At 58.1% G+C, this 26,086-nt stretch carries 24 protein-coding genes and 2 pseudogenes; 14 read left to right on the plus strand and 12 right to left on the minus strand.

Going from position 1 to position 26,086, the window contains the following annotated elements:
* Positions 1–94: 94 nt before the first annotated feature.
* Both AC1RJ3_RS22375 and AC1RJ3_RS22380 read right to left on the minus strand, forming a co-directional pair.
* Complete coding sequence (locus tag AC1RJ3_RS22375; RefSeq protein WP_054597978.1) at positions 95–508, minus strand: cupin domain-containing protein; 414 nt, start codon at positions 506–508, stop codon at positions 95–97.
* 82 nt (positions 509–590) lie between these two features.
* Positions 591–1,352: an SDR family oxidoreductase gene (locus AC1RJ3_RS22380; RefSeq protein WP_054597979.1), complete on the minus strand. Its 762-nt coding sequence runs from the start codon at positions 1,350–1,352 to the stop codon at positions 591–593.
* A gap of 258 nt (positions 1,353–1,610) precedes the next feature.
* Here AC1RJ3_RS22380 and AC1RJ3_RS22385 point away from each other — a divergent pair, with 258 nt between their 5' ends.
* Entirely contained in the window at positions 1,611–3,209 is a 1,599-nt protein-coding gene (locus AC1RJ3_RS22385; protein WP_054597980.1) for a winged helix-turn-helix domain-containing tetratricopeptide repeat protein, read from the plus strand.
* A 467-nt stretch (positions 3,210–3,676) separates the two neighbouring features.
* Here AC1RJ3_RS22385 and AC1RJ3_RS22390 read toward each other — a convergent pair whose 3' ends face one another.
* Positions 3,677–4,660 (minus strand): LysR family transcriptional regulator, encoded by a 984-nt coding sequence (locus AC1RJ3_RS22390; RefSeq protein WP_347927182.1) that lies wholly within the window; start codon positions 4,658–4,660, stop codon positions 3,677–3,679.
* A gap of 142 nt (positions 4,661–4,802) precedes the next feature.
* Here AC1RJ3_RS22390 and AC1RJ3_RS22395 point away from each other — a divergent pair, with 142 nt between their 5' ends.
* The 4 genes from AC1RJ3_RS22395 (at position 4,803) to AC1RJ3_RS22410 (ending at position 8,663) form a co-directional block, all read left to right on the plus strand.
* Positions 4,803–6,260: an MFS transporter gene (locus tag AC1RJ3_RS22395; RefSeq protein WP_493080635.1), complete on the plus strand. Its 1,458-nt coding sequence runs from the start codon at positions 4,803–4,805 to the stop codon at positions 6,258–6,260.
* A 313-nt stretch (positions 6,261–6,573) separates the two neighbouring features.
* Entirely contained in the window at positions 6,574–7,425 is an 852-nt protein-coding gene (locus tag AC1RJ3_RS22400; protein WP_054597983.1) for a CAP domain-containing protein, read from the plus strand.
* Positions 7,426–7,569: 144 nt separating this feature from the next.
* The gene (locus AC1RJ3_RS22405) at positions 7,570–7,779 is read left to right on the plus strand and encodes a DUF1059 domain-containing protein (RefSeq protein WP_054598376.1); all 210 of its coding nucleotides are present in this window, start codon (positions 7,570–7,572) and stop codon (positions 7,777–7,779) included.
* Between the two features lie 203 nt (positions 7,780–7,982).
* Positions 7,983–8,663, plus strand: a complete 681-nt coding sequence (locus AC1RJ3_RS22410) for a glutathione S-transferase family protein (protein WP_054597984.1) — start codon at positions 7,983–7,985, stop codon at positions 8,661–8,663.
* Between the two features lie 315 nt (positions 8,664–8,978).
* On the opposite strand, the gene AC1RJ3_RS22415 is transcribed toward AC1RJ3_RS22410, so the two are convergent.
* The 3 genes from AC1RJ3_RS22415 to AC1RJ3_RS22425 form a co-directional block, all read right to left on the minus strand.
* Positions 8,979–9,434: a type VI secretion system amidase immunity protein Tai4 gene (locus tag AC1RJ3_RS22415; RefSeq protein ID WP_054597985.1), complete on the minus strand. Its 456-nt coding sequence runs from the start codon at positions 9,432–9,434 to the stop codon at positions 8,979–8,981.
* A 336-nt stretch (positions 9,435–9,770) separates the two neighbouring features.
* Positions 9,771–11,420, minus strand: coding sequence for a malate dehydrogenase (quinone) (gene mqo, locus AC1RJ3_RS22420; RefSeq protein WP_489110340.1), 1,650 nt, complete (start codon positions 11,418–11,420; stop codon positions 9,771–9,773).
* 315 nt (positions 11,421–11,735) lie between these two features.
* Complete coding sequence (locus AC1RJ3_RS22425) at positions 11,736–12,617, minus strand: LysR family transcriptional regulator (protein WP_493080573.1); 882 nt, start codon at positions 12,615–12,617, stop codon at positions 11,736–11,738.
* Positions 12,618–12,728: 111 nt separating this feature from the next.
* On the opposite strand from AC1RJ3_RS22425, the gene AC1RJ3_RS22430 reads away from it, so the two are divergent.
* Complete coding sequence (locus AC1RJ3_RS22430) at positions 12,729–13,748, plus strand: SDR family oxidoreductase (RefSeq protein ID WP_493080575.1); 1,020 nt, start codon at positions 12,729–12,731, stop codon at positions 13,746–13,748.
* Positions 13,749–13,771: 23 nt separating this feature from the next.
* Here the strand turns inward: AC1RJ3_RS22430 and AC1RJ3_RS22435 are convergent, their stop codons facing one another.
* Together AC1RJ3_RS22435 and AC1RJ3_RS22440 are read right to left on the minus strand one after the other, a co-directional pair.
* Positions 13,772–15,301 carry a sensor domain-containing diguanylate cyclase gene (locus tag AC1RJ3_RS22435; protein ID WP_493080577.1) on the minus strand — a complete coding sequence of 510 codons (1,530 nt, stop codon included), beginning with the start codon at positions 15,299–15,301 and terminating at the stop codon, positions 13,772–13,774.
* Positions 15,302–15,541: 240 nt separating this feature from the next.
* Entirely contained in the window at positions 15,542–16,411 is an 870-nt protein-coding gene (locus AC1RJ3_RS22440) for an AraC family transcriptional regulator (RefSeq protein ID WP_054597989.1), read from the minus strand.
* Between the two features lie 72 nt (positions 16,412–16,483).
* On the opposite strand from AC1RJ3_RS22440, the pseudogene AC1RJ3_RS22445 reads away from it, so the two are divergent.
* A pseudogene (locus AC1RJ3_RS22445) lies at positions 16,484–16,699 on the plus strand (GNAT family N-acetyltransferase); the annotation flags it as partial.
* Positions 16,700–16,755: 56 nt separating this feature from the next.
* Here the strand turns inward: AC1RJ3_RS22445 and AC1RJ3_RS22450 are convergent.
* Positions 16,756–17,013: a hypothetical protein gene (locus AC1RJ3_RS22450; protein ID WP_347927188.1), complete on the minus strand. Its 258-nt coding sequence runs from the start codon at positions 17,011–17,013 to the stop codon at positions 16,756–16,758.
* 158 nt (positions 17,014–17,171) lie between these two features.
* Positions 17,172–18,275 (minus strand): polyamine ABC transporter substrate-binding protein, encoded by a 1,104-nt coding sequence (locus tag AC1RJ3_RS22455; RefSeq protein WP_493080580.1) that lies wholly within the window; start codon positions 18,273–18,275, stop codon positions 17,172–17,174.
* Between the two features lie 307 nt (positions 18,276–18,582).
* On the opposite strand from AC1RJ3_RS22455, the pseudogene AC1RJ3_RS22460 reads away from it, so the two are divergent.
* Positions 18,583–18,786, plus strand: a pseudogene (locus tag AC1RJ3_RS22460) (response regulator transcription factor); the annotation flags it as partial.
* Positions 18,787–18,992: 206 nt separating this feature from the next.
* Here AC1RJ3_RS22460 and AC1RJ3_RS22465 read toward each other — a convergent pair.
* Positions 18,993–19,433: a DoxX family protein gene (locus AC1RJ3_RS22465; RefSeq protein ID WP_054597993.1), complete on the minus strand. Its 441-nt coding sequence runs from the start codon at positions 19,431–19,433 to the stop codon at positions 18,993–18,995.
* A 122-nt stretch (positions 19,434–19,555) separates the two neighbouring features.
* On the opposite strand from AC1RJ3_RS22465, the gene AC1RJ3_RS22470 reads away from it, so the two are divergent.
* Positions 19,556–20,479, plus strand: a complete 924-nt coding sequence (locus tag AC1RJ3_RS22470; protein WP_493080582.1) for a LysR family transcriptional regulator — start codon at positions 19,556–19,558, stop codon at positions 20,477–20,479.
* Between the two features lie 17 nt (positions 20,480–20,496).
* Here AC1RJ3_RS22470 and AC1RJ3_RS22475 read toward each other — a convergent pair whose 3' ends face one another.
* A complete protein-coding gene (locus tag AC1RJ3_RS22475) occupies positions 20,497–20,811 on the minus strand; it encodes a DUF3303 domain-containing protein (RefSeq protein WP_054597995.1) in 315 nt (104 codons plus the stop codon).
* Between the two features lie 185 nt (positions 20,812–20,996).
* Here AC1RJ3_RS22475 and AC1RJ3_RS22480 point away from each other — a divergent pair, with 185 nt between their 5' ends.
* The 5 genes from AC1RJ3_RS22480 to AC1RJ3_RS22500 all read left to right on the plus strand — a co-directional run bounded on the left by AC1RJ3_RS22480 (position 20,997) and on the right by AC1RJ3_RS22500 (position 26,020).
* On the plus strand, positions 20,997–21,251 hold the full coding sequence (locus tag AC1RJ3_RS22480; protein ID WP_347927192.1) for a DUF2790 domain-containing protein: 255 nt from the start codon (positions 20,997–20,999) through the stop codon (positions 21,249–21,251).
* 143 nt (positions 21,252–21,394) lie between these two features.
* Positions 21,395–22,066 carry a heavy metal response regulator transcription factor gene (locus AC1RJ3_RS22485; RefSeq protein WP_019689699.1) on the plus strand — a complete coding sequence of 224 codons (672 nt, stop codon included), beginning with the start codon at positions 21,395–21,397 and terminating at the stop codon, positions 22,064–22,066.
* On the plus strand, positions 22,063–23,451 hold the full coding sequence (locus tag AC1RJ3_RS22490) for a heavy metal sensor histidine kinase (protein ID WP_347927194.1): 1,389 nt from the start codon (positions 22,063–22,065) through the stop codon (positions 23,449–23,451). Before AC1RJ3_RS22485 ends, AC1RJ3_RS22490 begins: the two co-directional genes overlap by 4 nt.
* A 403-nt stretch (positions 23,452–23,854) precedes the next feature.
* Positions 23,855–25,087, plus strand: a complete 1,233-nt coding sequence (locus AC1RJ3_RS22495; protein WP_493080585.1) for an MFS transporter — start codon at positions 23,855–23,857, stop codon at positions 25,085–25,087.
* A 78-nt stretch (positions 25,088–25,165) separates the two neighbouring features.
* The gene (locus AC1RJ3_RS22500; RefSeq protein WP_493080587.1) at positions 25,166–26,020 is read left to right on the plus strand and encodes an SH3 domain-containing protein; all 855 of its coding nucleotides are present in this window, start codon (positions 25,166–25,168) and stop codon (positions 26,018–26,020) included.
* Positions 26,021–26,086 lie beyond the last annotated feature (66 nt).

The following is a 26,086-nucleotide window of genomic DNA, read 5'->3' on the forward strand; positions in this document are numbered from 1 at the left end:
TTTCATTTCCTGTTCAATGCCATGCACTACAGCAGCCCAGGGCGACAGTGGCCTGCCGCCCGGCTGTCGAGCATTTATGAGCGCGTTGATCCGCTCACTTTTTGATAGGTATAACGAGTGTCTTTTCGTCGCTGTCGAGGACGAACACGGCCAACAGGCGTGCAGGTTCGGTGTTGCTGGCGTTGGCGCTGACTTCGTGCACGGAACCCGGTTCCTCTACGAAGTTTTCGCCGACGTGGTAGATCTTTTCCGGCTGGCCTTTGACTTTGATTCGAAACGCGCCCTCCAGGACCGTCGCATAGATGAAGGCCGTTTTCGGATGGGTGTGGGACGGCGACGCGGCGCCCGGCCCATACTCGACGACCACACCCTTCATGCTCTTGCCAGGGATGTTGGGAATGGGACGGTCAAACACGACTGTCACCTTGGCATCAGGCGGCTCAGCGGCCGACGCTGCGCTGATCGACAGTGCTGCGAAAGCAGCGGCTAAGAGAAATCGGGCAACCATGGCAATACTCCTTCGTGTGCAGGGGTTATGACGGCGCGCCCCACTACCGGGGCGGCGCCTTCGTGAGTTGTCCCTGAGGGCCTCAGCGGCCCGCTTCGGCCGTTGACTGGCTGAGCCAGTCTTCGAAACGGATCGCGCCCAGGAGCGGGTTCTTGCCGGGGGTCAGCGATCGATCGTCAAGCACGGCGCCGTAGTAGCGTGCGTGTACGTCCGGTACGACCTGGCGAGTATCCTGAGTGGCCCGCAGAAAACGCCTGATCAACTCGTCGAGCGGCATAGCCTCGGGCCCCGCGACTTCGACCGTGCCATTGACCGGCGATGCAAGCACGACGTCGGTAAGTGCCGCCACCACGTCGTCGGACGCCATCGGCTGGATCAGCGCCGGCGAAACGCAAAGTTCTTCGCCGACGGTAAACGAATGGGCAATGCCGCCGACAAATTCGAAGAATTGCGTGGCACGCAAAATAGAGTAAGGAATGCCGGATGCCTTGATGAGGTTTTCCTGCGCGACCTTGGCCCGGAAATAGCCGTTCTCGGGAAGCCGTTCGCTCCCGACAATCGACAGCGCAACGTGATGGCGAACCCCGGCAGCCGCTTCGGCGGCCAGCAGGTTACGGCTCGACGTTTCGAAAAACTCGAGGACGGCCTGGTCCTCCCACGACGGCGCGTTCGCCACGTCGACGACGATGTCGGCACCATCCATCGCTTGGGCCAGGCCCTCGCGAGTGATGCTGTTTACGCCGGTGCTGGGGCTGGCAGCGAGCACGTCATGGCCGCGCTCGCGGAGGTTCTTCACAAGTTTCGATCCGATGAGGCCGGTGCCTCCGATGACGACGATCTTCATGGGCTTTCTCCACGTATCGACTGCAACCATTGCGTCGGTGTAAGGGGAGATTGCCTGCGCGCGTGAACTTAGTCCTTGTGCCTGCTATGGGTTTCCCTCCACGAATGCTTGGTTTTACGTCCAAAGACGCCGCTGTCCGCCGCCGTCTCTGCCACGGACGGTGCGGCGGATTTAGCGCTGCCGTATCATCAAATCAAATACTAATCGCCAGTCGCCCGGGACACGGAGTTGAGGGCGCTTCGCCAGGGGAACCGCACTTTGCCATTCGTATTTGAAGACTACGTGCTCGATGAGGAGCGCCGGGAACTCACCTTGCGCGGGCAAACCGTGGCCGTCGGACCGCAGGTTTTCGATCTATTGCTGCTGTTCGTCAACAACCCTGATCGTGTCGTCAGCAAAGACGACCTGCTCAAGGCCGTGTGGAGTGGCCGGATCGTCTCGGAATCGACGATCACCAGTCACATCAATGCGGTGCGCAAGGCCATTGGCGATACGGGGGAGGAGCAGCGCCTGGTGCGCACCGTCGCCCGCAAGGGCTACCGCTTTGTCGGCCAGATCAAGGTCGGCGGAATCGGTGAAGCGCAACAGCCTGACCAGCCTGTCATCGACGAACGCGCGCATACAGACCCGAAGGAAACGCCCTCCTCCTCGCTCGTCCTCCCGGACAAACCTTCGATTACCGTCTTGCCCTTCCAGAACTTGAGCGGCGATCCGGAGCAGGAATATTTCGCTGACGGCATCGTCGAAGACATCATCGCTGCCCTGTCGCGTATCCGCTGGCTGTTCGTCATCGCGCGCAATTCGAGCTTCACCTACAAGGGCCGGACGGTGGACGCCAAGGGCGTCAGCCAGGAGCTGGGCGTTCGCTACGTGCTGGAAGGCAGCGTGCGCAAGTGCGGGAACAAGGTACGCATCACCGGGCAGCTCATCGACGCGACGAGCGGGACACATATCTGGGCGGAGCGCTTCGAAGGCACGCTCAACGACATCTTCGAGCTGCAGGATCAAATCGCCGAAAGCGTCGTCGGAGCCATCGCACCGCAGCTCGAACGGGCAGAAATCGAACGTGCCAAACGCAAACCGACGGAAAGCCTGGACGCCTACGACTACTACCTGCGTGGAATGGCAAAACTGCACAACGGCACCCGGGAAGCCCTCGACCAGGCGCTGCCGTTGTTCTACAAGGCCATCGAGCTCGATCCGGAATTTGCATCGGCCTATGGCATGGCAGCCTGGTGTCACTTCTGGCGCAAGCTGAATGGCTGGATGACCGATCGTACGCAAGAGATCGCTGAGGGCGTACGGCTTGCGCGTTTGGCGGTGACGCTTGGCCGGGATGATGCAGTCGCGTTGACGCGAGGCGGACATGCATTAAGCCATCTCACCGGCGATGTTGACGGCGGCATTGCATTGCTCGACAGGGCACGTCTGCTCAACCCCAACCTCGCCCCCGCCTGGTACCTGGGCGGTATCCTGCGCACGCTGCGCGGTGAAACAGACGCCGCCATCGAGCAACTTACCCATGCCATTCGCTTGAGTCCGCTGGATCCGGAAATGTTCAGGATGCAGGTCGGAATGGCGCTCGCGCATTTCTTTGCCGGGCGCTTCGATCTCACGACGGACTGGGCGGAAAAGGCGCTGGGCAACCTGCCCAGTTTCCTCGCCCCGGTGGCCTTGGTGGCGGCCAGTCATGCCCTCAGCGGACGAATGGATAAAGCGCGGCTGGCGATGCAGCGTCTTCGCGATCTGGATCCCTCTTTGCGTATCTCCAACCTGAAAGACTGGCTACCCATCCAACGGCACGAGGATTCCACGCGCTTCGCCGATGGACTACGGTTGGCCGGGTTACCCGAGTGACCGTGGAACGGCTCCAATATCCCGGATAGATTATTTGCCGGTACCAACCTTCGTAACGTTTCGCCCGGGAGGTTGCCTGCAAAACCCCCAAGGGCTGACCTTTCCATCCACCCAGCCACAAGCGATGCACATGGGCCGAAGGCGCCAAAAATCTCCGGCTGGCGATAGCATTTTTCCATCCTGCCACCCTCCTCCTTGAACGCAATCGGTCTAAAAAATCCCGGCCTGCTTTTTGGAGTTTTTGCTATTCTGAAACTGTAGGTGAAGACGCAGACTGATGCGCAAGAGGATAGCAAGGAAACGTGGGGCGACGTTCCGAAGGGTACACGGTTAGAAAGATCTCCGCGCTGAGATCCAGCCCTTATGCCGTGTGAAGCAGAAGAGCATATTTTTGTTCCCGTGCAATTCTGTGAGAGGCCTGATAAACCTTGTAAGCCGGGGACCAGCGCCGGCCACCTACTCGATTTTCAAAGCCCGCCTTGTGCGGGCTTTTTCGTATCTGCTGGTGCAAGAAAGGCCCCCCCTTCAACCGCGCTCGTGTCCAATGCCCGCTCATTGCCGGGTTGCGCACACACCTCCCGAAGGCAGCCGCGCAACCAGCGATGCGCCAGGTCGGCATCCAGCCGTGGATGCCAGAGCATTGAGACGGTGAACGTCGGCAGGGTCAGTGGAAGCGCAAAGCTGTGCATGCCGGCGCGCAGGTTTTCGGTGTGCCGCTGCGGAACGCTGGCGATCATGTCGCTGGCCCGGGCGAGCGACACTGCAGTCGAAAAGCCGTCGACGATAGTCACCACTTCCCGCGCAAGCTCCAGCGACTTGAGAGCTTCATCGATCGGGCCCTTGTCGAGCCCCCGCCGGGAAACGTAAATATGCTTGCCCGCCGCGTAACGAGCCGGCGTGATCTCGCCTTGGCTCAGCGGATGCCCCTTGCGCACAACACCAATGAAACGGTCCCTGAACAGTGCCTGCGTACGCACCTCGGGGCCTTCACTTTTCCCCACCACACCCGTTTCCAGATCGACGCTCCCATCGCGAAGTGATGTGCTGTCTTTATCGGGCTTCTGCACGAACCGCAGCCGTACGCCGGGGGCTTGCTCGCTGACGCGTGCAATCAACTGCGCGCCGAAACTCTCCACAAAACCTTCACTGGTGCGCAGCGTGAATGTGCGGACCAGCCGTTGGAGGTTGAGTGCTTCAGCCGGGCGCAGAACCGTCTCGGCATCCTGCACCAACTGACTGACCTGCTCGCGCAGTTCGAGCGCTCTCGGGGTGGGCACAAGTCCGCGGCCGGCCCTGACCAGCAGCGGATCGCCGGTGGTTTCACGCAGTCGCGCCAGTGCCCGACTCATCGCCGACGGGCTCAGCCGCAAGCGCTTCGCAGCCCGTGCAACGCTGCCTTCTGCGAGCAGCACATCAAGGGTGACCAGCAAGTTGAGATCGGGTGTCGACATGGATCGCCCCTTGGTACGGCGTGAGGGTGATAAGGCGTTAGACGCACGAATTAAGTGCAAATGCTGCGCCTTCCGCCATGTTATGCGCCAGCGTAGATTTCTGACAACTCCGTTTCGGACGTCGCCAAACAAAGGGAACATGATGAAGCCAATCAGTGCAGCACGAGATGAGGCCGTCGCCGGCAGCGCACCACGAGTACCCTCGGTTCGCTGGGCCCTCGCCAGCCTTTCGTTATCCATGTTGCTGTCCTCGCTCGGCACCAGCATCGCCAATGTCGGCTTGCCGACGTTGGCACAGGCGTTCAACGCCTCCTTCCAGGAAGTCCAGTGGATCGTCCTCGCTTACCTCCTCGCTATCACCACCCTGATCGTCAGCGTCGGACGCCTCGGCGATATCACTGGTCGTCGGCGGCTGCTACTGGCCGGCATTTTCTTGTTCACGCTGGCCTCGGCCTTGTGCAGCGTCGCGCCCACGCTCTGGCTGCTGATTGCCGCCCGGGCGCTGCAAGGCCTCGGCGCGGCCATCATGATGGCCCTGACCATAGCCTTTGTCGGCGAGACGGTTTCGAAGGCAAAGACCGGTAGCGCCATGGGCTTGCTCGGGACGATGTCTGCGATTGGCACCGCGCTGGGACCGTCGCTCGGCGGCGTGCTGATCGCAGGCCTCGGCTGGCAGGCGATCTTTCTGATTAGCGTACCGTTGGGAATCCTGACGTTTCTGCTCGCGCATCGTTACCTGCCCGTCGATCGCCAAGCGCCGAAGCCTGAGCGCGCCGGCTTCGATCCGTTGGGTACGTTGTTGCTGGCACTGACGCTTGCGGCGTATGCGCTGGCCATGACGATTGGGCACGGCAGTTTCGGTCCACTCAATGTGGCCCTGCTGGTGGCGGCAACCTTCGGTGTCGGCCTCTTCGTGCTCGCCGAAGCGCGAGTTGCCTCACCGTTGATTCGATTGGCGATGTTCCGCGATCCGGTGCTGAGCGGGAGTCTCGCCATGAGCGCGCTGGTCTCGACGGTGATGATGGCGACGCTGGTGGTCGGGCCGTTTTATCTCTCGCATGGCCTCGGGCTTGACGCCGTGCTGGTTGGGATTGCCTTGTCGGTCGGACCGATTTTCGCAGCACTGACCGGGGTGCCAGCAGGTCGTCTTACGGACCGTTTTGGCGCGCAACGCATGACCGTCTTCGGACTCATCGCAGTGGCGAGCGGTTGTCTCATGCTCTCGCTGATACCAGAGACACTCGGGGTCCTCGGCTACATCGCCCCGATGGTTGTCATCACCATCGGCTACGCCTTGTTCCAGACGGCCAACAACACCGCGGTCATGAGCGACATTCGCCCGGACCAGCGCGGCGTTATCTCCGGCTTGCTCAACCTGTCGCGGAATCTGGGGCTGATCACCGGTGCGTCCGCGTTGGGTGCGGTGTTCGTGCTCGCATCGGCAACAAACGACATCACCGCGGCGCGTCCCGAGGCCGTTGCCAGCGGTATGCGAATCACCTTCGTTGTCGCCTTGGCGCTGATCGCCACTGCGCTCGTCATCGCGCAGGGAAGCCGCGCGCTGACACCCCGCCCTTCTCTCCCCGCCGACGTCTCGTGACGTAATAAAAATCTGCAATCTTTACGCTCCCCCTCGTAGCAGCTGCCGAGCCCGCGAGGCTGCGTTCGAGGACGAAGTCCTCGCCAATCCTGTGTACGTGGTTTGCTTGAAGGAACGCGTTGTCGGATTTTACGACCGCTGCGCGGCCGAACGCAGCCTCGCGGGCTCGGCAGCTGCTACGGAGGTAGTCGATGGTCATGAGGTAGTCCGTGGTCATGACGCGAAAAACAAAATCGGCTGCAGCCTAAAAAGGCATTGCGCTGGGTGGGGCTAATTCGCGCATCATGAGCGCAGTCAGCTCAAGGAGAGTTCCATGCGCGTCCTGTCATCCGTTATGCGTCTTGCCACGTTGTCGCTGGGGCTGGTGTTCGCCGCCACTGCCGTGGCCACCGAAGAGTCGCAGCTGGTCGAGTCGATCAACACCTACCGCAGCCAGGTGCAGCGTTGCGCCAGCCTGGTGTCTCAAGAGCTGCCACCGCTCGCGGCCGATCCGCGCCTGATCCTGCCCGGCAACAATATCGGCGACCTGCAGCAGGCGCTGGCGCGTACGGCTTATCCGATGGTCAGCGTACAGGCGATCACGCTGTCCGGCCCGCGAGATGCGCCATCGGCCATGAAGGCTGTTCGGGAGAGCTTCTGCCAGGTCGTGCTGGACCCGCAGTTCGTCGATATCGGCGTGAGCCATGAAGGAACTCTATGGCGCATTGTGCTCGCGCGCCCACTGTTGGCCGGCCGCCTGGGCGACTGGCAGGCCGAGGGACAGAAGCTGCTCGAGATGATCAACAGCGCCCGCAAGCAAACGCGTCAGTGCGGCGCTCAGTCCTTTACCGCCACCCAACCGCTGGCCTGGAACGCCACGCTGGCGACAGCCGCCCAGGCGCACACCCAGTCCATGGCCAATCACAACTTCTTCGACCACAAGGACCGCGATGGCCGCACACCGGGTGATCGGGCCGAACTGGCAGGCTACGCCGGCCAGCAGATCGGCGAGAACATCGCCGCCGGGCAAGACACCGTGCGCAAGGTGGTCGATGGCTGGCTGTCCAGCCCCGGTCACTGCGCCAACCTGATGAACCCGCAGTTCCGCGAGCTGGGCGCGGCGTATGCGGTTGATCCGAAGAGCGATGCGGGCATTTACTGGACGGCGATGTTCGGTACGCCGTAAGTACTTTGGCGATCCGGCGATCGACCTATACTGTGTGGATTACCACACTCGATGCGCCACGCATTCGTGTTCGCTGGGCTGCGTGACGTGTCGAGCGGTCCGTTCACGCAGGCGCAGGCCTGCCTTCGTATGAAGGAGAACATCATGTCGCGTAAATATATCGATTGCCGTGAATTTCCAAGCGGAATCAAGTGCTCTGTCGCACTGTCCGCTGACTCCGAAAAAGAATTGCTGGATGCCGCCGCGCAGCATGCGGTCAGTGTTCACAAGCACGTCGATTCGCCAGAACTGCGCGCGCAACTGAAGACCATGTTTCACGATGGCACGCCGCCGCTAGAAGCCCGACGCGCTTGATGCACAAGGTTTGGCGGGGGATTCAGAGTCGCCTGCGGGGCTCATATTGATGAGCCCCGCAGTTTTAATGCGTCTATCGAAGCCTGTCGCCCGCCTCGCTCAACCCACTCAACTACAGGTTCTGTCGTGGCGACCAGTGATCCCCTTCGAGCCGTCATTCCAGCGACTATGATGAGGGGGCAACACCACCGAGGAGTTGAACGATGTCGCTGACTCTTTACTACCATCCGCTGTCGTCGTACTGCCACAAAGTGCTGATCGCGCTTTACGAAAACGCTACCGAATTCGAAAAGCGGATCATCGACCTGACAGACGATGCAGACCGCGCGGAGCTTCAAGCCCTCTGGCCACTGGTCAAGTTCCCGGTCATCAGTGATCACCTGCGCCAGCGCGCCCTGCCAGAGGCCACGATCATCATCGAGTACCTGGATCACCACTATCCGGGTGAGCAACGGTTGATTCCGAACGATTGGGAGACCGCGCTGGAGGTGCGTCTGTGGGACCGCTTTTTCGACAACTATGTGCAGGGGCCGCTGCAACAGATTGTCAGTGATCGACTGAACAGCACCAACGCTGATTTGAGCAAACAACGGTCCATGCTGGAGACAGCCTACGCCATGCTCGACCATCGAATGGCGTCGCGAATCTGGATGGCCGGCCAGGACTTCAGCCTGGCCGATTGCGCCGCAACCCCGGCGCTTTTCTATGCCAGCACGCTGGTGCCGTTCCCGAGCGAATTCAAGCACTTGAGTGCCTATTTCGACCGGTTGACACGCAGACCCTCCGTGCAGCGAGTCATCGACGAAGCCCGACCTTACTTTTCGCTCTACCCGTTTGCGGACGCCATCCCCCAACGGTTTCTCCAGGCACCGGGCATCACTTGAGGAGCGGATACAAGCCCCCGCGACACTCGACTAACGGTACTTGAGCCCACGCACCCACCTTCCTAGGATAGTTTTGCGCAACTGTTAAATGCTCCAACAGTTGCGTAGGTGGTGAGTGATCTGAACCCCTACCAAGCTCACCACTTGCTTCACGTGCATCTTGAGCCTCTGGGCTCTACTTCCTCCCCATCAAAGAGCTTTGAGGCTCTTTTTTTGTCTGAAAAACCCCAGAAACCATTACGCAACTTGTAGCAGCTGGCGAAGTCGAGCGGCCGAGCGGCCGAGCGGTTACTCAGCGTCAATCGCGGTGCCGGGTCAATCCTTTTGGGGGCGTGCCGGGTTGTCCTGACGATAGGTATGCTGGGGATTGATGACCAATTGCCTGACCTGACTGTCCAACTCTTTGCTGTGATAGAGGTCCAGGCATTTGAGCAGTTCAAAGCGAACGCCTTGACGCTCTGACTCGACCAGTGGGTTGTGATAATCACGAGCCAGAAACTGGTCAATCAGAGGCCTACCGGCTTGAGGTGCTTGCTCCAGATCGAAATAGGTCCAGTCCATTAGCGCACTGGCACTGCTTCCGGCATCCTGGGCGGCTTTAGGTTCGCTCTTGTAGGCGGTAGCGATGCAATCTGCCAGTACCATATCCTTGTAGTTTTGCGCGTAGGTACGTTCGCCTGCCTGTGGAGAGTGTTTCGGGGCATCCTTGGACCAACTATTGGAAGGTGCGGCTGCCCAAGCCAGTACCAAGACCGCAGTTAAATATTTCATCAGGACAATCTCCAGAAGCTTGCGCGGTCGGTTTGATAGTTCACACCTGGCCCATTGAAATAGCAGTGGTCATAACACATTCTGCCGTCAAACAATCAGGACCTCATACTTCGGCCCTTGGCGTTACGACCACCGGGGGAAACTGAACGGTGTACATCTGAGTAGGTAGCCATAGCCCGAAACCATGTCCTGGCTTTGCGGGGCTGGGTAGATGACTTGGCCGGATGCATACGAACAAACGCCAGAAACGATAAAGCCCGGCACGAGTCCGGGCTTTATCGTTTCTGATCGGTCCAGCAACAAGCCCCGCCAAACAGTGTTTGGCGGGGCTTCGTCTTACAGGGCCATATCAGTCGCTGGGTTGCTTTCTTTCTGTGGTTGCGCTGGAGCTGGAGCAGCTGGTTGCGCGGCCGCTGCCTTGCCAATCACAGGCGGTGTAGCAAGTTGCAGAATTTGACTGGTGTACGTCCATTCCTGGTAAACACGCTCAGGACTGTCGTTCAGCTTGGTGCCGTAGCTCGGGATGATCTGGTGCAGCTTTTCCTGCCAGGCCGGGGTCGCCACCTTGTCCTTGAAGATCTTCTCAAGCACGCCCAGCATGATCGGAGCCGCGGTGGACGCACCTGGCGATGCACCCAGCAGACCGGCAATGCTGCCGTCCTGGGAGCTGACAAGCTCGGTGCCCAGTTTCAGGATGCCGCCCTTCTCTTCATCACGCTTGATGATCTGAACGCGCTGACCGGCTTGCCACAGGCGCCAGTCTTCCTTCTTGGCATTCGGGAAGTATTCCTTCAGGGCATTCATGCGGTCGTCGTCCGACAGCATCAGCTGGCCGGCCAGGTATTCAACCAGTGGGTACTGCTCGATGCCCACCTTGGTCATCGGCCAGAAGTTGTGCGTGGTGGTGCTGGTCAGCAGGTCGAAGTAAGAGCCTTCTTTCAGGAACTTCGTGGAGAAGGTCGCGAACGGGCCAAACAGAATCACGCGCTTGCCATCCAGCACGCGGGTATCCAGGTGCGGAACCGACATCGGCGGTGCGCCAACCGACGCCTTGCCGTAGGCCTTCGCCATGTGCTGTTCAGCGATAGCAGGGTTATCGGTCACCAGGAACGAGCCGCCGACCGGGAAGCCTGCATACTCTTGAGCCTCAGGGATGCCCGACTTCTGCAGCAGATGCAGTGCACCGCCGCCCGCGCCGATGAACACGAATTTGGCGTCGGTCTGGGTTTCGGAACCGTCTTTCAGGTTCTTGTAGGAAACGCGCCAGCTGCCATCTTCATTGCGCTTGATGTCTTCCACTTCGCTCGAAAGCTTCAGCGCGAAGTTCGGCTTGGTTTGCAGATAGCCGACGAACTGGCGGGTAATCTCGCCGAAGTTCACGTCGGTACCAATCGGAGTCCAGGTTGCTGCGACCTTTTGTTTCGGGTCACGGCCTTCCATCATCAGCGGAACCCATTTCTTGATCTGCTCCGGGTCTTCCGAGTACTGCATGCCGGCAAACAGCGGGCTCGCCTGCAGGGCTTCGTAGCGTTTCTTCAAGAACTTGATGTTGTCATCGCCCCACACAAAGCTCATGTGCGGAGTGGAGTTGATGAACGAATGGGGGTTCTTCAACACGCCATTCTTGACCTGCCAGGCCCAGAATTGACGCGTGATCTGGAAGCCTTCATTGATTTCAACGGCCTTGGGGATCTCGACCTTGCCATTCTTGTCTTCTGGCGTGTAGTTCAGCTCAGCCAGAGCAGAGTGACCGGTGCCGGCGTTGTTCCAGCCGTTCGAGCTTTCCTCGGCGACGCCATCAAGACGTTCAACCATCTCCATGGACATGCCAGGCTCAAGCTCATTGAGATAAACGCCCAAGGTCGAACTCATGATGCCGCCGCCGATGAGGAGCACATCGACTTTCTTTGTTTCAGCTGCGTGCAAAGGCATGAGGACCATCGACATGGCCAGGCCGAGTAGCCCTGTGTTGACTTTTTTTAACATTCAGTAATACCTAGGATAGAACGCCATCCACCTACCACTCTTGATCATGAGCTGCCCGGGCTCGCCGCATGCAATGCCGCATGCCGTCGAACCCTGTACTCAGAAAGACTGATGGGTAGACATATAAGACCGACAGACACCATCGGTCTCACGTTTAGGCCCCTCCCGCGCTGACTTTTTATTAGTCATTGGCTTCAGCTACTCGGGTGACACTAATTCTGTTTTTAAAATATCGGACGCAGAAATGAACAGACGTGCGTCCAGAGCGCGGCATTCTACCTCAGTGTGCCGAATCGACGAAGACGCAAAAATTTCTCATCCTTCGACGAGTGCTGCACAAAGGGCCTCGCGCAGCACCTGTTCCAAAATGGCAAAAAAACACTTGATGTGGGCCTGTTTCAACGCTTGAGGCCGGGTCACCAGATAGACCTCCATATCCGGCAGCTGGATATCCGGAAACACGGCTATCAGGTCCTTTGCCAAAATACGCGGCAGCACCGCGACGCCCATCCCTCGCCTTACCGCTTCGATCTGTGCGGCGAACGAATTCACTCTGATCTGCGCACGCTCCAGCCCCGCGGCCCGTGCCGCACGCATTTGCGGCAACATGTCCAGCGGCGGGAGCAAGGCAATATTCACCGCGGTGACCGGAGTCACGGCTGGAAAGCGCTTCAGATAAGCCGCATCAGCGAAGACGCCATAAGCGAGCTTGCCCATGGGTCGATAAACCAGTGATGGCTCGCCCAGGTGCGCTGTGCGGATAGCGATATCCGCTACGCCGCGGACGATCTTGTGAAAGTCGGCGGTGACCAGCAATTCCACCGAGCAACGCGGATGCAAAGACGTAAAGCGATGCGAGGCCTCCAGCACACAAGACGAAAATCCTTCGCCGACACTGACCAGGACACTGCCGCAAAGCTCCGTTGGTAATACGGACGCGCCGGTAGCGGCCTGACGCCTCAAGCCCTCCTCCGCGGCCAGGGCAACTTCAACCAGGGATTGGCCCCGCGAGGTCAGCCAGCAGCCTTCAACGCCACGCTCGACAAGTGGCTCGCCGAGTGAACCCTCAAGCTGAGTGATCCGTCGGGACACTGTAGACGCCGCAATGCCCAACAACTGGCCGGCCTGAAGAAAGCTGCCACGTCGCGAGACCGCCAATAACAGACGCAGATCGTCCCAATTCGCTTCTGAACTCATGTACATGCCCGCCGCTTTGCAAATGTGCAAAACCATTATGCAGCAGTCGCTGTTTTTCGGGAGTGACAGCAACGGTATATCTACCTGCTTTAGTCAATGAAGGGATGAAACATGCGCAGTACATTCGTCACCGGCGCAACCGGTTTGCTGGGCAACAACCTTGTGCGTGAACTGGTCGCCGGTGGCTACGAGGTCAAAGCCCTGGTTCGTTCAAGAGCCAAAGGTGAACAACAGTTCAAAGATCTTCCGGGCGTGAGACTGGTCGTGGGTGACATGGCCGATGTCGATGCCTTCGCCGCGTCGATGCAAGGCTGCGATACGGTGTTTCACACGGCGGCGTTCTTTCGCGACAACTACAAGGGCGGCAGCCACTGGGAGGAACTTGAAAGGATCAACGTGACAGGCACGCAGCGCCTGCTTGAGCACGCCTACAATGCCGGTGTTCGCCGTTTCATCCACACCTCTTCCATTGCCGTGCTCGACGGCGCTCCCGGCACATCGATCGATGAGACGTGCCTGCGCAACGAAGCCGATGCTGATGGCTACTATCGCAGCAAGATCCTAGCTGATCGTGTCGTGTTGTCGTTCCTGGAAGACCATCCCGACCTGCATGCCTGCATGGTTCTGCCTGGCTGGATGTGGGGCCCTGCCGATATTGGCCCGACTTCCTCGGGGCAATTACTCAACGACGTCGTGCGCAATAAACTGCCCGGCCTGGTTCCCGGCAGTTTCTCTGTCGTCGATGCCCGCGATGTGGCATTGGCGCAAATCGCCGCTGCGCAGCACGGCCGAAGTGGCGAACGTTACCTGGCAGCGGGACGCCACATGACGATGGCTGAGTTGGTGCCCTTGCTGGGCAAGATAGCGGGCGTCAAGACGCCGCTACGACAATTGCCGCTGTCACTGCTGTACGCCTTGGCGTTTACGCAAGAGCTCTATGCGCGCCTGACCGGCAAGCCGATTCTGCTGAGCATGGCGACCGTGCGCCTGATGGTGCGCGAAGCCGGGCGCACGCATTTCAACCCTGACAAGAGCAAACAAGAGCTTGGCCTGCGGTTTCGCCCCGTCGAACAGACGCTTACCGATACGCTGGCCTGGTACCGCGATCATGGCTGGTTTGAAAAGCGCTAGCACTGCACCAGTGCCATCGCGGTTTACGCAGATTCGCCTTGCACGCCAACAGCGGCGACACTCAGGCGATTTCTGCCTTGCGACTTTGCCAAATACAGCGCACGGTCGGCCAGGTCAATCAGCGACGTTTCATCATGCTCGCTATCGTAGGCGGTAAAAGTCGCCAGCCCGAGGCTGGCGGTCACGCTACCGAAAGGGCTCGACAGGTGTTCAAGTCGCGCCTGTGCAATGCCGAGGAGAATGGCCTCGGCAACCGAGCGGGCACCCGACTCGTCTGTGTTGGGCATCACCACAGCGATTTCTTCACCGCCGTAGCGGGCGGTCATGTCAGCTGGACGACGCACGCACTGCTTGATCGACTGGCTGATGATGCGCAGGCATTCATCTCCGGCGAGATGCCCATAGTGATCGTTGTAACGCTTGAAAAAATCCACATCGATCAGGATCAGCGACAAAGGACTTCGCTGGCGCTTGGCGCGCTTGAATTCGATATCCAGAAACTGATCGAAATGCCGGCGATTGGCAAGACCGGTCAGCTTGTCTTCGCTGGCGAGAACTTCCAGCGTCTGGTTAAGCTCGATCAGCGTAGTCTGGGTGGTTCGCAGGTCTGCCTCTGCCCGAATACGATGACTGATATCGGCAATCAATCTGCGCCCAAGCGTAATCAGGAGTCCCAGCAACACCATCACCACCGCAACCGATTGCCTGGTCTGGCTCCACCACGCTTGCATGGCCTCGTCCTGGCCCACCGCGACCGTCGTCACGAGGGGATACTGATCGCTTCTGGTGAACGCGTAGATTCGATGGATGCCATCGACGTTTGAAACAAAGTCCACGGTACCCGACGACATCTTGCGCAGGTACTCGGAAAATATCGGTGCACGAGACAGATCACGCCCGATGTCCTGCTCCTGGAAGGGATACCGCACCAGAAGACGCCCTTCGGATGAGGTCAGGCTAATCGCGCCATACTGCCCAACGGACATGGTTCGATAGAGCTTGAGGAAGTGCTCGAGACTCAAGGTGGCGGCGATCACCCCGGCAAAACTTCCATCTGGATGATCGATTCGTCGACTGACCGAAATCACCCAGACGCCAGTGGCACGACTGAGAATCGCCGGACCGATGAAGATGCCGCGGTCCGAATTGTCGCGGTGATGCTTGAAGAATGCTCGATCAGCGTGGCTGCTGTTGGGTGAGACATGCTTGTTGGTCGAGAATATCCAGTTACCCTGAGCGTCATACAGCGCCACGCTGTTCAATTGCTTCAGTGCACCCTTCTCCTGAGCGACCAGTACTTCCAGGCGTTCGAGCTGCTGCGGGCCGGTGCCGTCTTTCTCGATCCTGTCCGTCAGCCCCAGCAATACCACTTCACTTTGCTTGAACGTGCCCTCGGTGTACGTGTTGAGTGCCTTGGTCAAATTCAACGTATCGGTTTCAATGTCACTCAGGGTGTTCTCACGGGCTGTCCAGATCTGCCAGGCAGTCAGCACCACCACGGATACACACACCAGAGAGGTCAGCAAAGTGGCAAGTCGAAGGTCGCGTTTCAAGTGAGTACCCAGGCGGTTGAGCGCGCATTGATCAAAAGCCCGCGCAGTATAAACGCCTTCGAACGGTACAAATGACTGAAATGAAAGCTATTGGCCATCTTTCTTCCACGCCAGAGCCTGCTTGCGTTGCTTTGAAGCGGTGAGAGAGTCGCCATTCAGCGGAGCCCTGAAACAGGGCTCCGCCGCTCACTCAATTGCCCAGCGACAGCACCGGGTCGAAAGCAACGTGCGCCACAACCGCTATTGCAACGGAATATAAATATCGGTCTGCCACTGATCGTGCGGTGTCTCGGGATAGACGCTCAGGTAATCGAAGTACAGCGGATGGTCACGAAGTTCCTCACCGCTGGCAGGAAGCCAGTCGCGGTAGATCGGATAGATCGTTTCGCCGATATGATCCGTCGAGCCCACGTGTCGCACCACCACGCAACGGCCGCCAGGAATGACGAGTTCGCGCACGCCAAACTCATTCGGCGCCACTGCCTCGTGAATCTCGCCGCACATGGCGAAGCGGAATTCTTCCGGCGGTGTCGTATCGGGGTTGCCGTAGGGAATGCCAAAGGTGCGACTCGATGCCACCGGCGACTGTCCGCTCTGCGTACGCCACTCGATGAACTTGCGCACGCTCTCATCGATGAGCCCGGTTGGCCCGCAGTGCTCAAGCGCTGCGACCCTGACTTCGGAAAACTCCACGATTCGTACCTGCATGATGATGCTCCTGGAAAAATGAGGAATTGCAAACACCGCACCCCAGACCTGCCAGTTCGGTTGCTTCCTGAATGCACTCGGCGTCATACCGAACGCCCGCCTGAACGCCCTGGAGAATGCCTCGGGACTTTCAAAGCCGGCACCGAGTGCGGCGTCCAGCACCGAATGATCCGCAAGGGAGGCCAGGCAATGCGCCGCGCGCCGTAGCCGCATCAGTTGCACATAACGTGAGACCGGTACGCCCACGAACGCGGTGAATTGCCGATGGAAGTGAAATTCCGAAAAGTTCGCCACACGGCTCAACGTCTTCACCGAAAGGACACCTTCGAGGTTGGCGTCAATGTAGGCGAGTACGGCGTTGAAGCGTTTCGCATAGGCGGCGTTGGTCGGCATGTCAGACACAGGATAAAGGCTCCGGGAAGTACGGTAGGCACAGGATCGACCATGCCGGCATGAACGCGCCTAGCCGCGTTTGCTCAAAGCGCTTGTGGCCAGGAGCTGGCAACGCTGGCGGTGAAGCATCTGATCCAGCAGGCGCAGCTGCATTGGAACCTTAAACAACTGGTTGCCAACGTATACGCAGGCAATATCGGCTCGGCAAAAGTACTGACACGGTGTGGCTTCTCGATCGAACATGCTTCTCGGCAAGAAGGGACAGAGCACGAATATCGATTTGGCCTTTCGATTTAGATCAGTGAATGATTGGCCAGCACTTGTAGAACGGGCGCCTTCAAGGCTGATGCAAGTCAGTCAAGAGACCGCGCAGGCAACACATGACCCGTAGCAGCCGGTGCAAGTTCGGGAAACTCAACCAGCAGTGCCTTGTTACCCCTGGCGATGTGCTCCGTCACCGCCTGGGCGATGTTTTGACGTACCACTCCGGCCGAGACGTAATACATGGCCCAGGCTTGTTCGGGCGTGCAATGGGCGATCTGTTCCTCAATTTCCTTGTAGGCTTTGTATTCGTCCGACTCCACGTAGCATTGGCAATCACCTTGACGCATGGCTTTTCTCCTTCCCTGGAACGGCTGTGACAACCCTTTAGTCAGTCGACTGATAAAGGCTGCCCCTGCTCCCTACGTGATGACCCGCATTTTAAATAAACGCTGACTATCGCCGGAAGCAGAAGCAACTCTTCAGTAAAGACAACACCCCAGCCAGATCAAATGCCAGTCTTGACTTTGCTCCAAACTCGGGTGCGGACACGCTCCAACTTCAATGGCAGCGGTTCAAGTGGAATAAGTGTAGCAATCGTCTTTTGATCCGGGTAAACCCAAGGATTGTCTGCCAGCTTCCGCTCGACAAACTCAGTGGCATCTTTATTAGCGTTAGGGTACAGCGTGTGGTTTGAGGTCTTGGCAATAACTTCTGGTCGCAACATATAATTAATAAACGCCAACCCTTCCTTCGGGTGAGGTGCGTTTTTTAGCAGAACCAGATTTTCCGACCACACCAGCGCGCCCTCGCGAGGAAGGCTGTAGGCAATCTTGCGTCCAGTGTTGGACTTCTCGTTTATGGCCCGCGCAGCAAGGGCGCCATTAGCCCATCCCACCACCGCACAAATATTGCCATCCGCCAGGTCAGCGTCGATTCTGGATGAGTCGAAATAGAGGACGTAGGGGCGGATTTTTAACAGCAGGGCTTGTGCTTTCTGGTAATCATCCGGATTCCTGCTGTTGCTGGGGAGCCCAAGGTAATGCAAAGCAATCGAAACGATCTCACTGGGAGAGTCGAGCATTGCCACACCACACGACTGGAGTTTGCTGATGTTTTCTTCTTTGAAGATCAGATCCCAGCTATTCACCGGAGCATCCTCACCCAATGCCGCTTTGACTTTATCAACGTCATAGCCAATGCCGGTAGTGCCCCATAAATAGGGCACGGCGTAGCGATTACCAGGATCATTGACCGCGACCTGGGACAAGATCTCAGGATCGATATGTGACAAATTGCTCAGTTGATTACGATCCAACGGCTGAAGGACTCCCGCCTGGATCAGGCTTGGCAACACGTCGGAGGTAGCCACAACCACGTCATACCCCGTGCGCCCAGCCATTACCTTACTCTGCATGATTTCGGCACTGTCGAACGCATCCATCTGCATTCTGGTACCGGTTTCCTGCTCAAACTCCTTTGGGGTCTCCGGTGCGATAAGCCCAAACCAGTTATACAGATACATCCCAGGCTCTACAGCCGCCACTGATGTGCTGATCCCTACACAGAGAAGCGAGGCTGAAAAAATGCTTCGCAAAGGTGATTTTCTCATGCAACTATCCTTGTCAAGACGATGTGCCCTCATGGCCATTCCAAGCCCTGAATAGTGAATATACCGGGCACTAGCGAATAGTAAATACCTACGAATACTTACCCCTGACCGACGAATCCCTAACCCTAAAGGGGTAGAAAATGCCACTCGACCTTCACAGCCTGGCCTGGCACCGATCGATTGGAACGCTGATCATGCAGTTGAACCGTCCAAAGTTCTGGAGATCGCTTATTCGCACATTAAATGAATACGTGCAAATCGATAACTATGCATTTCCGCTGGCAGCAACATCCACTTCAATCAAGAACAAATAACAACACGCGAAAATGACGCACTCAAATTGCTACTGGGTGGCTTCTCCAACAAAGAGATAGCCGGAAAACTTTCCCTGTCGACAGAGACGATAAAAGTTCACCACCGCAATATTTACGCCAAATTAAACATCAAATCACAATCCGAACTATTTTCGCGTTTCTTTATGCCAAAACAGGATACCTCCCCTATAAATTGAAGTGAGCGACTCGAAGCTGGACATCGGGCAGAAGGAAACCTTCGCCCGGTGCTTACTCGGCAGGTTTTCGACAACGAAGCCGAAGACAGCACATCCGGGTTGCCGTATTCATGCACACGTATGGCTTTCATGGTGAATCCTCGGAGTATTTCGAAAGATGAACCTGAGAGGCGCCGCACGCGTTCATCCACTGCGGCGCCATTGGCTCAGCGACGACGGGCGTCGAGGCTGAAGCGACCGGCGCCGAATGCGACGACCTGCAACAGGCCACCCGCCATGGCGATGTTCTTGAAGAAGTGGATGAACTGGTTCTGGTCGCCCAGGCTGTTATGGAATGCCAGCGCGGTGATCACACTGAACAGCGCAAGCACCAGCGCCACGGCACGGGTGCGGTAGCCAGCGATCAGCGCAATACCGCCACCGATCTCGATGATGATGGCCAACGCCAGAGCGAGTTGCGGGAATGGCAAACCCACCGAACCGATGTAGCCGATCATCATCGCCGGGGCGCTCAGCTTGGAGATGCCCGAGAGGATGAAGATGGCGCTGAGGAACACACGGCCGACCAGCGCCGCCGTGGCGGTGGTAGCGACAGCACTGGACAGTTCATGGGTATCTTTGGAGGTAGTCGCTGCAGATTGGGACATGGTCGTTCTTCCATCAAGTTGGGCGCATCCACCATTGGAGCACCGCGTTGAAGAAAGTCTGCCACCCACTCTACAATCGCAATAGCCGACTAATTTCGACGATTACGTTCGAGTAAATAGAAATGATCTCAGACCCAGGCACTCCCACTCTCGATCAACTGCGTGTGTTCCTCACGGTTGTCGAGGTTGGCAGTTTTGCGGCTGCCGCACGAAAACTGCACCGAGCCACTTCAGTCATCAGCTACTCGATCGCCAATCTTGAGATGCAACTCGGCGTGTCGCTGTTTGACCGCCATACGACGCGCAAACCCCAGCTCACCGATGCCGGCCGCACCGTGCTGGCCGAAGCCAGAACCATCGCCAATGGCATTCATGGGTTACGCGCCAAAGTAAAAGGCCTGCTTCAGGGGCTCGAAGCTGAAGTTCATGTGGTACTGGATGTGATGCTTCCCGCTGAGCGCGTGGTGGACGCACTCAAATCATTTCGAGAGGAATTTCCTACGGTTGCACTCCACTTGCATATGGAGGCGCTCGGCGCAGTCACTCAACTGGTGATCAACGGCGGTGCATCCGTCGGCGTCAGTGGCCCGATGAATGAGGGGATTGATGGTATCGAAAGAATTGCAGTCGGCAGTGTCGAGCTGATTCCGGTGGCAGCCCCCAATCATCCACTGGCCTCAAGCGCGTTGAATATTCCAGGTGCTGGACGTGAGTTCATCCAGCTTGTGCTGTCCGACCGTTCGCTCCTGACAAAAGACAAGGATTTCGCAGTCCTCAGTACCCGCACCTGGAGGCTGGCCGACCTGGGAGCCAAACACATGTTGCTGCGTGAAGGCATTGGCTGGGGGAACATGCCGATCACGATGGTCCGGGAAGATCTGGATGCTGGCCGACTCGTCCATCTGAAAATGCCGGAATACAAAAGCGGGATGTACACCTTCGACGCCATCTATCGCACGGACCTGCCGCCAGGACCCGCCGCAAGGTGGTTGATTGATCGGTTCATTCAACAAAGCTCAGCGGGCGATGCGCCCGCTCTTCGATAGCACCGGGATAATCTGCATCACTGGGGTTTCAGGCCATCGCGCCAGGCGATAGCTTCGAGTTCGACCCGGACCGCGTCCTCGACGGCAACCACCGGGCGCGCCTGGAATTCAAACGCAGGAAACGTCGAGCAAACCTTGTGAACCGCCAGCGGATCGTCGCACTCCACCAGCATGTGTCCGCCCCACTCGCCCACGCGCACGACAAACACCTCGATCTTGAAATTGTCCGGGGCTTTCCATTGACCGAACACCTCCAGGATCCGTTTCTGCGCACTCTCGTACTCCGCAGGCGAACCTTGTGGCCGTTCAAACCAGCTGATCATGTACTTCATCGCCATCCTCCTCTGGAGAGGTAAGGATAGTTCTCGATGCAACTTCTCGCTTCAATCGCCTCAAGCACCCCGCCCTTGCATTACAACTTTGTAATGGCCCTGTTCGTCGGCTGTTGGAGTTGCCTTGTTACCGTGAACTCACTGCCAAACAACAGGCAGTCCACTTCAGACAAGGAGATACTGCCATGAAACTGTTAACGCTCGGACTCGCCACCCTCCTCGCCACCGGCTCAGCCTTCGCCGGTACCAACGACACTTCGGCGGTGATCCACGACAGGACCGGTTTCTTCGTCCACCTGGACGTTGCGAAAGTCCTGTCTATGACTGAAATTCCGGACCAATGTGACGTCACTCCAGCCCGTCTCGATTACCTGGATCATCAGGGTCAGGAACATGTGCTGGACTATTCGGTTCAAGGACGTTGCACCAACGGAAACTGATGGAATGCTTTATACACATGACTGTCCGGGAGCAGGCAATACGCAACAAAACCTGATGATTGGGCTAAAATTGCGCGACCTGCTCTCGGCGTTCAGACCCGTACTTTTGGGTTGAAGGCCGACACCGAACCAAGGTCATTCTCATGAACATCCTTGTCGTGGAAGACGAGCCCAAGGCGGGCAATTACTTACTCAATGGTCTGCAGGAGCAGGGATACTCCGTCAGCCTGGCCCGCGATGGCGTCGAGGGTTTATACCTGGCCCTGGAAACGCCTTTCGACGTCATCGTGCTGGATGTGATGATGCCGAAAATGGACGGTTGGGAAGTACTGCGCCGCCTGCGCAAGGAAGCCGATACGCCGGTATTGTTCCTGACCGCGCGCGATGACATCGCCGACCGAATCAAAGGCCTGGAGCTGGGGGCCGACGACTACCTGATCAAACCCTTTTCTTTCGCCGAACTGGTCGCACGCCTGCGCACCTTGACCCGTCGGGGTCCAACCCGGGAAGAAGAGCAACTGCAGATCGCCGACCTGCAGATCGATGTCATCAAACGCCGCGTCACCCGCGCCGGCGTGCGAGTGACGCTGACAAACAAAGAGTTTGCCTTGTTGCACCTGTTCGCCACGCATCAGGATCAGGTGCTGTCGCGTTCACTGATCGCCTCCCGGGTCTGGGACATGAACTTTGACAGCGATACCAACGTGGTCGACGTGGCGGTGCGACGCCTGCGCCTGAAAATCGACGACCCTTTCCAGCTGAAGCTGATCCACAGTGTGCGGGGCATTGGCTACCGCTTCGATACGCAACCATGAACCGTCGCCATTACTCCCTCACCCTGCGCCTGGCCGTGGTGTTCGCCTTGCTGGCCTTCGCCCTGATGGCCACCACCGGCGTCGCACTGTATCGCGATCTTGAGCGCGAACTGATCCGACGCGACGAGTCCACTCTGGTCTACCGCATCGATCAGCTGCGTACTTTTCTTAATGGCAGCAATACGCTGGAACTGATCAAGACCAAACCTATGCTGTTTCAGAACATGCTGGGCAATCGCGAATACATACTCACGATTGGCGTTCCAGGGGAAGCCCCGTTACTGCTGGTCAATCCCCGTCATATCGATATTCCCGACCTCACTCCCGTGACCATGGACCATTCCCTGTCGCTGACCGATGTACAGCATCTACCCGCCGTGAACGGAACGCCCTTCGCGGCCATCTCCGCAAGTATCGACTCGGGCAAGCTGAAACTGACCGTTGGCTGCCTGATGACCGAACGAACTGCCGTACTCGCCAGCTATCGTCTCAGCGTTTACATCCTCGCCAGCCTCGCGGCGATCGTCCTGGCGTTGGCTGGATATGCCCTGGTTCACCGCGGTTTGTTGCCCGTCAGGCGCCTGGCGCAACAAGCCCACGGTATCGGCATCGGCAACCTGACAGAGCGACTCGACAGCCAAGGTGCTCCGAAAGAGTTGCTGCCGATGATCGACTCCTTCAACACCATGCTTGAGCGACTCGCCAAGGGTTTTGCGCAACTGAGCCAGGTCTCGACCGACATGGCCCACGAACTGCGCACACCCATCAACAACTTGCTGGGCGAAATCCAGGTCGCCATGCATAAGAACCGTAGCGTGGAGCATTACCAGCAGTTGCTCGCCTCCAACGTCGAAGAACTCGAACGCCTGGCACGCATGCTCGACAACATTCTGTTCCTTGCTCGTACTGATCCCGGTAGCGCTCGTGATCAGCGCCAGGAACTGGGCGCCGCCGACGAGCTGGAACGCGTAGCCGATTACTTTGAAGGCCTGGCCGCGGACGTCGACATGACCATCCGCGCGGAGGGCGACGGCCTTATCTGGGCCGAGCCCATGCTGCTACGCCGCGCCTTGGCCAACCTGTGCGCCAATGCGATCAAATATGGCGCACCTCATTCCGAACTGTTGATCCAGGCCACACCGTCCGAGGACGGCATCAATCTGCGCGTGCGCAACTACGGAACCACCATCCCGGCGGAACACCTTCCGAGACTATTCGAGCGTTTCTACCGCGTTGATCCATCACGCGAGCGCTCGGCCCAGTCCAATGGCCTGGGGCTTTCGATCGTCGCCACGATCATGCAGTTGCACAGTGGCCGCTATAGCGTCACCAGTGAAAATGGCGTGACCTGTTTCGATCTGTTTTTTCCGATACGGGAACAGTAAGGGCGTCAGTTCGGTTTTCTGCTCCTGACACACTAGACTGCGACCGAACTCACCCACTGGGCACAACCGAGCATGAACCAACTTTTAGCCATTCGCGTGTTTGCCCGGGTCGTCGAAGCAGGTTCATTTACCAAAGCTGCCGACTCTTTGGAAATGTGTCCCCTTTTTCCCAGTCTTATCGAGGCCGCCCAGCGGGTGAGGTGAACCTGAGCAATAGACACAATGTCGCTGTTCGACACGGTCCGGCTTGCCTTGCGGAGTTTCAGATGGATCAGATGAAATCCATGATCATTGCAACCAGCCTTATTTGCACTGCGTCCCATGCTCTCGCTGCAACGGAAAGTCTGGACGCAAACGTTAAGGGGCAAGCGCCTACCCGCCGGATCTGCGGCGCGGTCGGAAAATGCCCTGCACGCTGGGTCAAGTGAACTCGCCGGTCCTTTCCCGTCTGCTATGCGTGCGAGGCTTGCGGGCATTCGCCGACGGTTACGTCAGCTTACTGCTGCCACTGTATTTGCTGGCATTGGGCATGCAGCCACTTCAAGTCGGGATGATCGCCACCGGCACGTTGTTAGGCTCAGGTGTATTGACGCTCCTGGTTGGCCTCTATGCTCATCGTTTTACCTACCGTCTGTTGCTGCTGATGGCCTCGCTGCTCATGACGGGAACCGGTTTTGGTTTTGCGACTGTCACCGATTTCTGGCCTTTGCTGGTGATTGCCATCGTCGGGACATTGAATCCGTCCAGCGGCGATGTCAGCGTATTCTTGCCGCTAGAGCATGCCGTGCTTTCCGGCTTGGTGGACGAACGTCAGCGGACGGCGGTGTTTGCCCGCTATAGTCTGATCGCTGCGTTGGCTGCCGCATTGGGGGCGCTGGTCGCAGGGGCGCCTGATTGGATAGTCGCGACATCCGGGCTCGACAGGAAGAAAGCGCTACAAGCGATGTTTCTCCTTTACGGCTTATTAGGACTGGCATCGGGCCTGATTTACTCCACGCTACCTCAGGAGATTGGCACGGACGAGCACAAGGCACCGGCTGCGCCGTTACAAAAATCGAAACGGGTCGTTTATACCCTCGCAGCCTTGTTTAGCCTGGATGCGTTCGGGGGTGGCTTCGTAGTGCAATCGATGATCGCCTTGTGGCTATTCCAGAAGTTTCAGCTTTCCACCACGATCGCAGGGCAGATTTTTTTCTGGACCGGAGTATTGACGGCATTTTCATATCTGGCAGCGAATCGCATTGCCGATCGGTTTGGACTCGTGAATACGATGGTGTTTACCCACTTACCCTCCAGCCTGTTCCTGATCCTCATTCCTCTGATGCCGACATTGAGCCTGGCAATCATCCTGCTGCTTGCACGCAGCGCGTTGTCGCAAATGGATGTGCCGACCCGTAGCTCCTACATCATGGCAATCGTGCCACGTGGGGAGCGCGCAGCTGCGGCCAGTATCACGACGGTCCCACGAAGCCTGGCGTCGGCGTTGAGCCCATTGCTCGCTGGTTATTTGCTGGGCTTATCGACCTTTGGTTGGCCATTGGTGATCGCGGGCGGTTTGAAGATCACCTACGACTTACTGCTGCTGAGCCTGTTTCGGGATATACGGCCACCAGAAGAAAGCGGCCAGGAGCGCTAGATAGGGGGCGTGCCGAGACAAGGGGGGAATTCGTTCATTCGGATGTAAAATGATGTCTCGGTACAGAGGGCCCGAGACATGAAACCGATTATCTACTTGATCATTGGAGTGCTTGCGTGCCTTTCAACTCCCATGACCTTTGCTCAGGACCAGTTTGCCTACACCGTTTCCAACAGCGTCCTCAGAACCGGCCCGGATCTCGCCTATCCGCCCATCATGACCGTACCTCGGGGCTCGAGGCTGACGATCTATGGCTGCCTCAGTGACTGGCGGTGGTGCGATGTCAGCTGGCATGGCGAACGCGGTTGGATAGCCGGCAACTTACTTGAGTACGATTACGCCGGGCGGCGCGTATACATCCCCGACTATGGCGCCCAGATAGGTATGCCGATTCTGATCTTCGGCTTCGACAGCTACTGGAACCGCCACTACCGCGATCGGGACTGGTTCCGCCATCGTGCTCACTGGCGTCACATACACATGCTTTCACGGCCACAGCAGCCGCAACAGCGACTGCCTCAACAGCAGCGCGAGACGGGACAGCTACCGCATCAGCCGCTGCAACAACCGCAGCCGCTGCCACAACAGAGGCTGCATCAACAACAGCGCGAGGCGGGACAACTGCCGCATCAGCCGCTGCCACAACAGAGGCTGCCTCAACGGCAGCACGAGGCAGGACAACTGCCGCATCAGCCGCTGCAACAACCGCAGCCGCTGCCACAACAGAGGCTGCCTCAACAGCAGCACGAGACGGGACAACTGCCGCATCAGCCGCTGCAACAACCGCAGCCGCTGCCACAACAGAGGCTGCCTCAACGGCAGCACGAGGCGGGACAGTTACCGCATCAGCCGCAGCAACAACCGCAGCCGCTGCCGCAACAGAAACCGCAACGCCAGCAGCATCCGTCTCAGCAGCAAGGGCCGCAGCAATGAAAAATATATCGATGCCCTTTCCATGTCCTTGGCGACAGGCAGAAATCGGCCAACCGTGTTGAAAAA

This window comes from Pseudomonas sp. GW822-FHT04C11, from assembly GCF_058800905.1.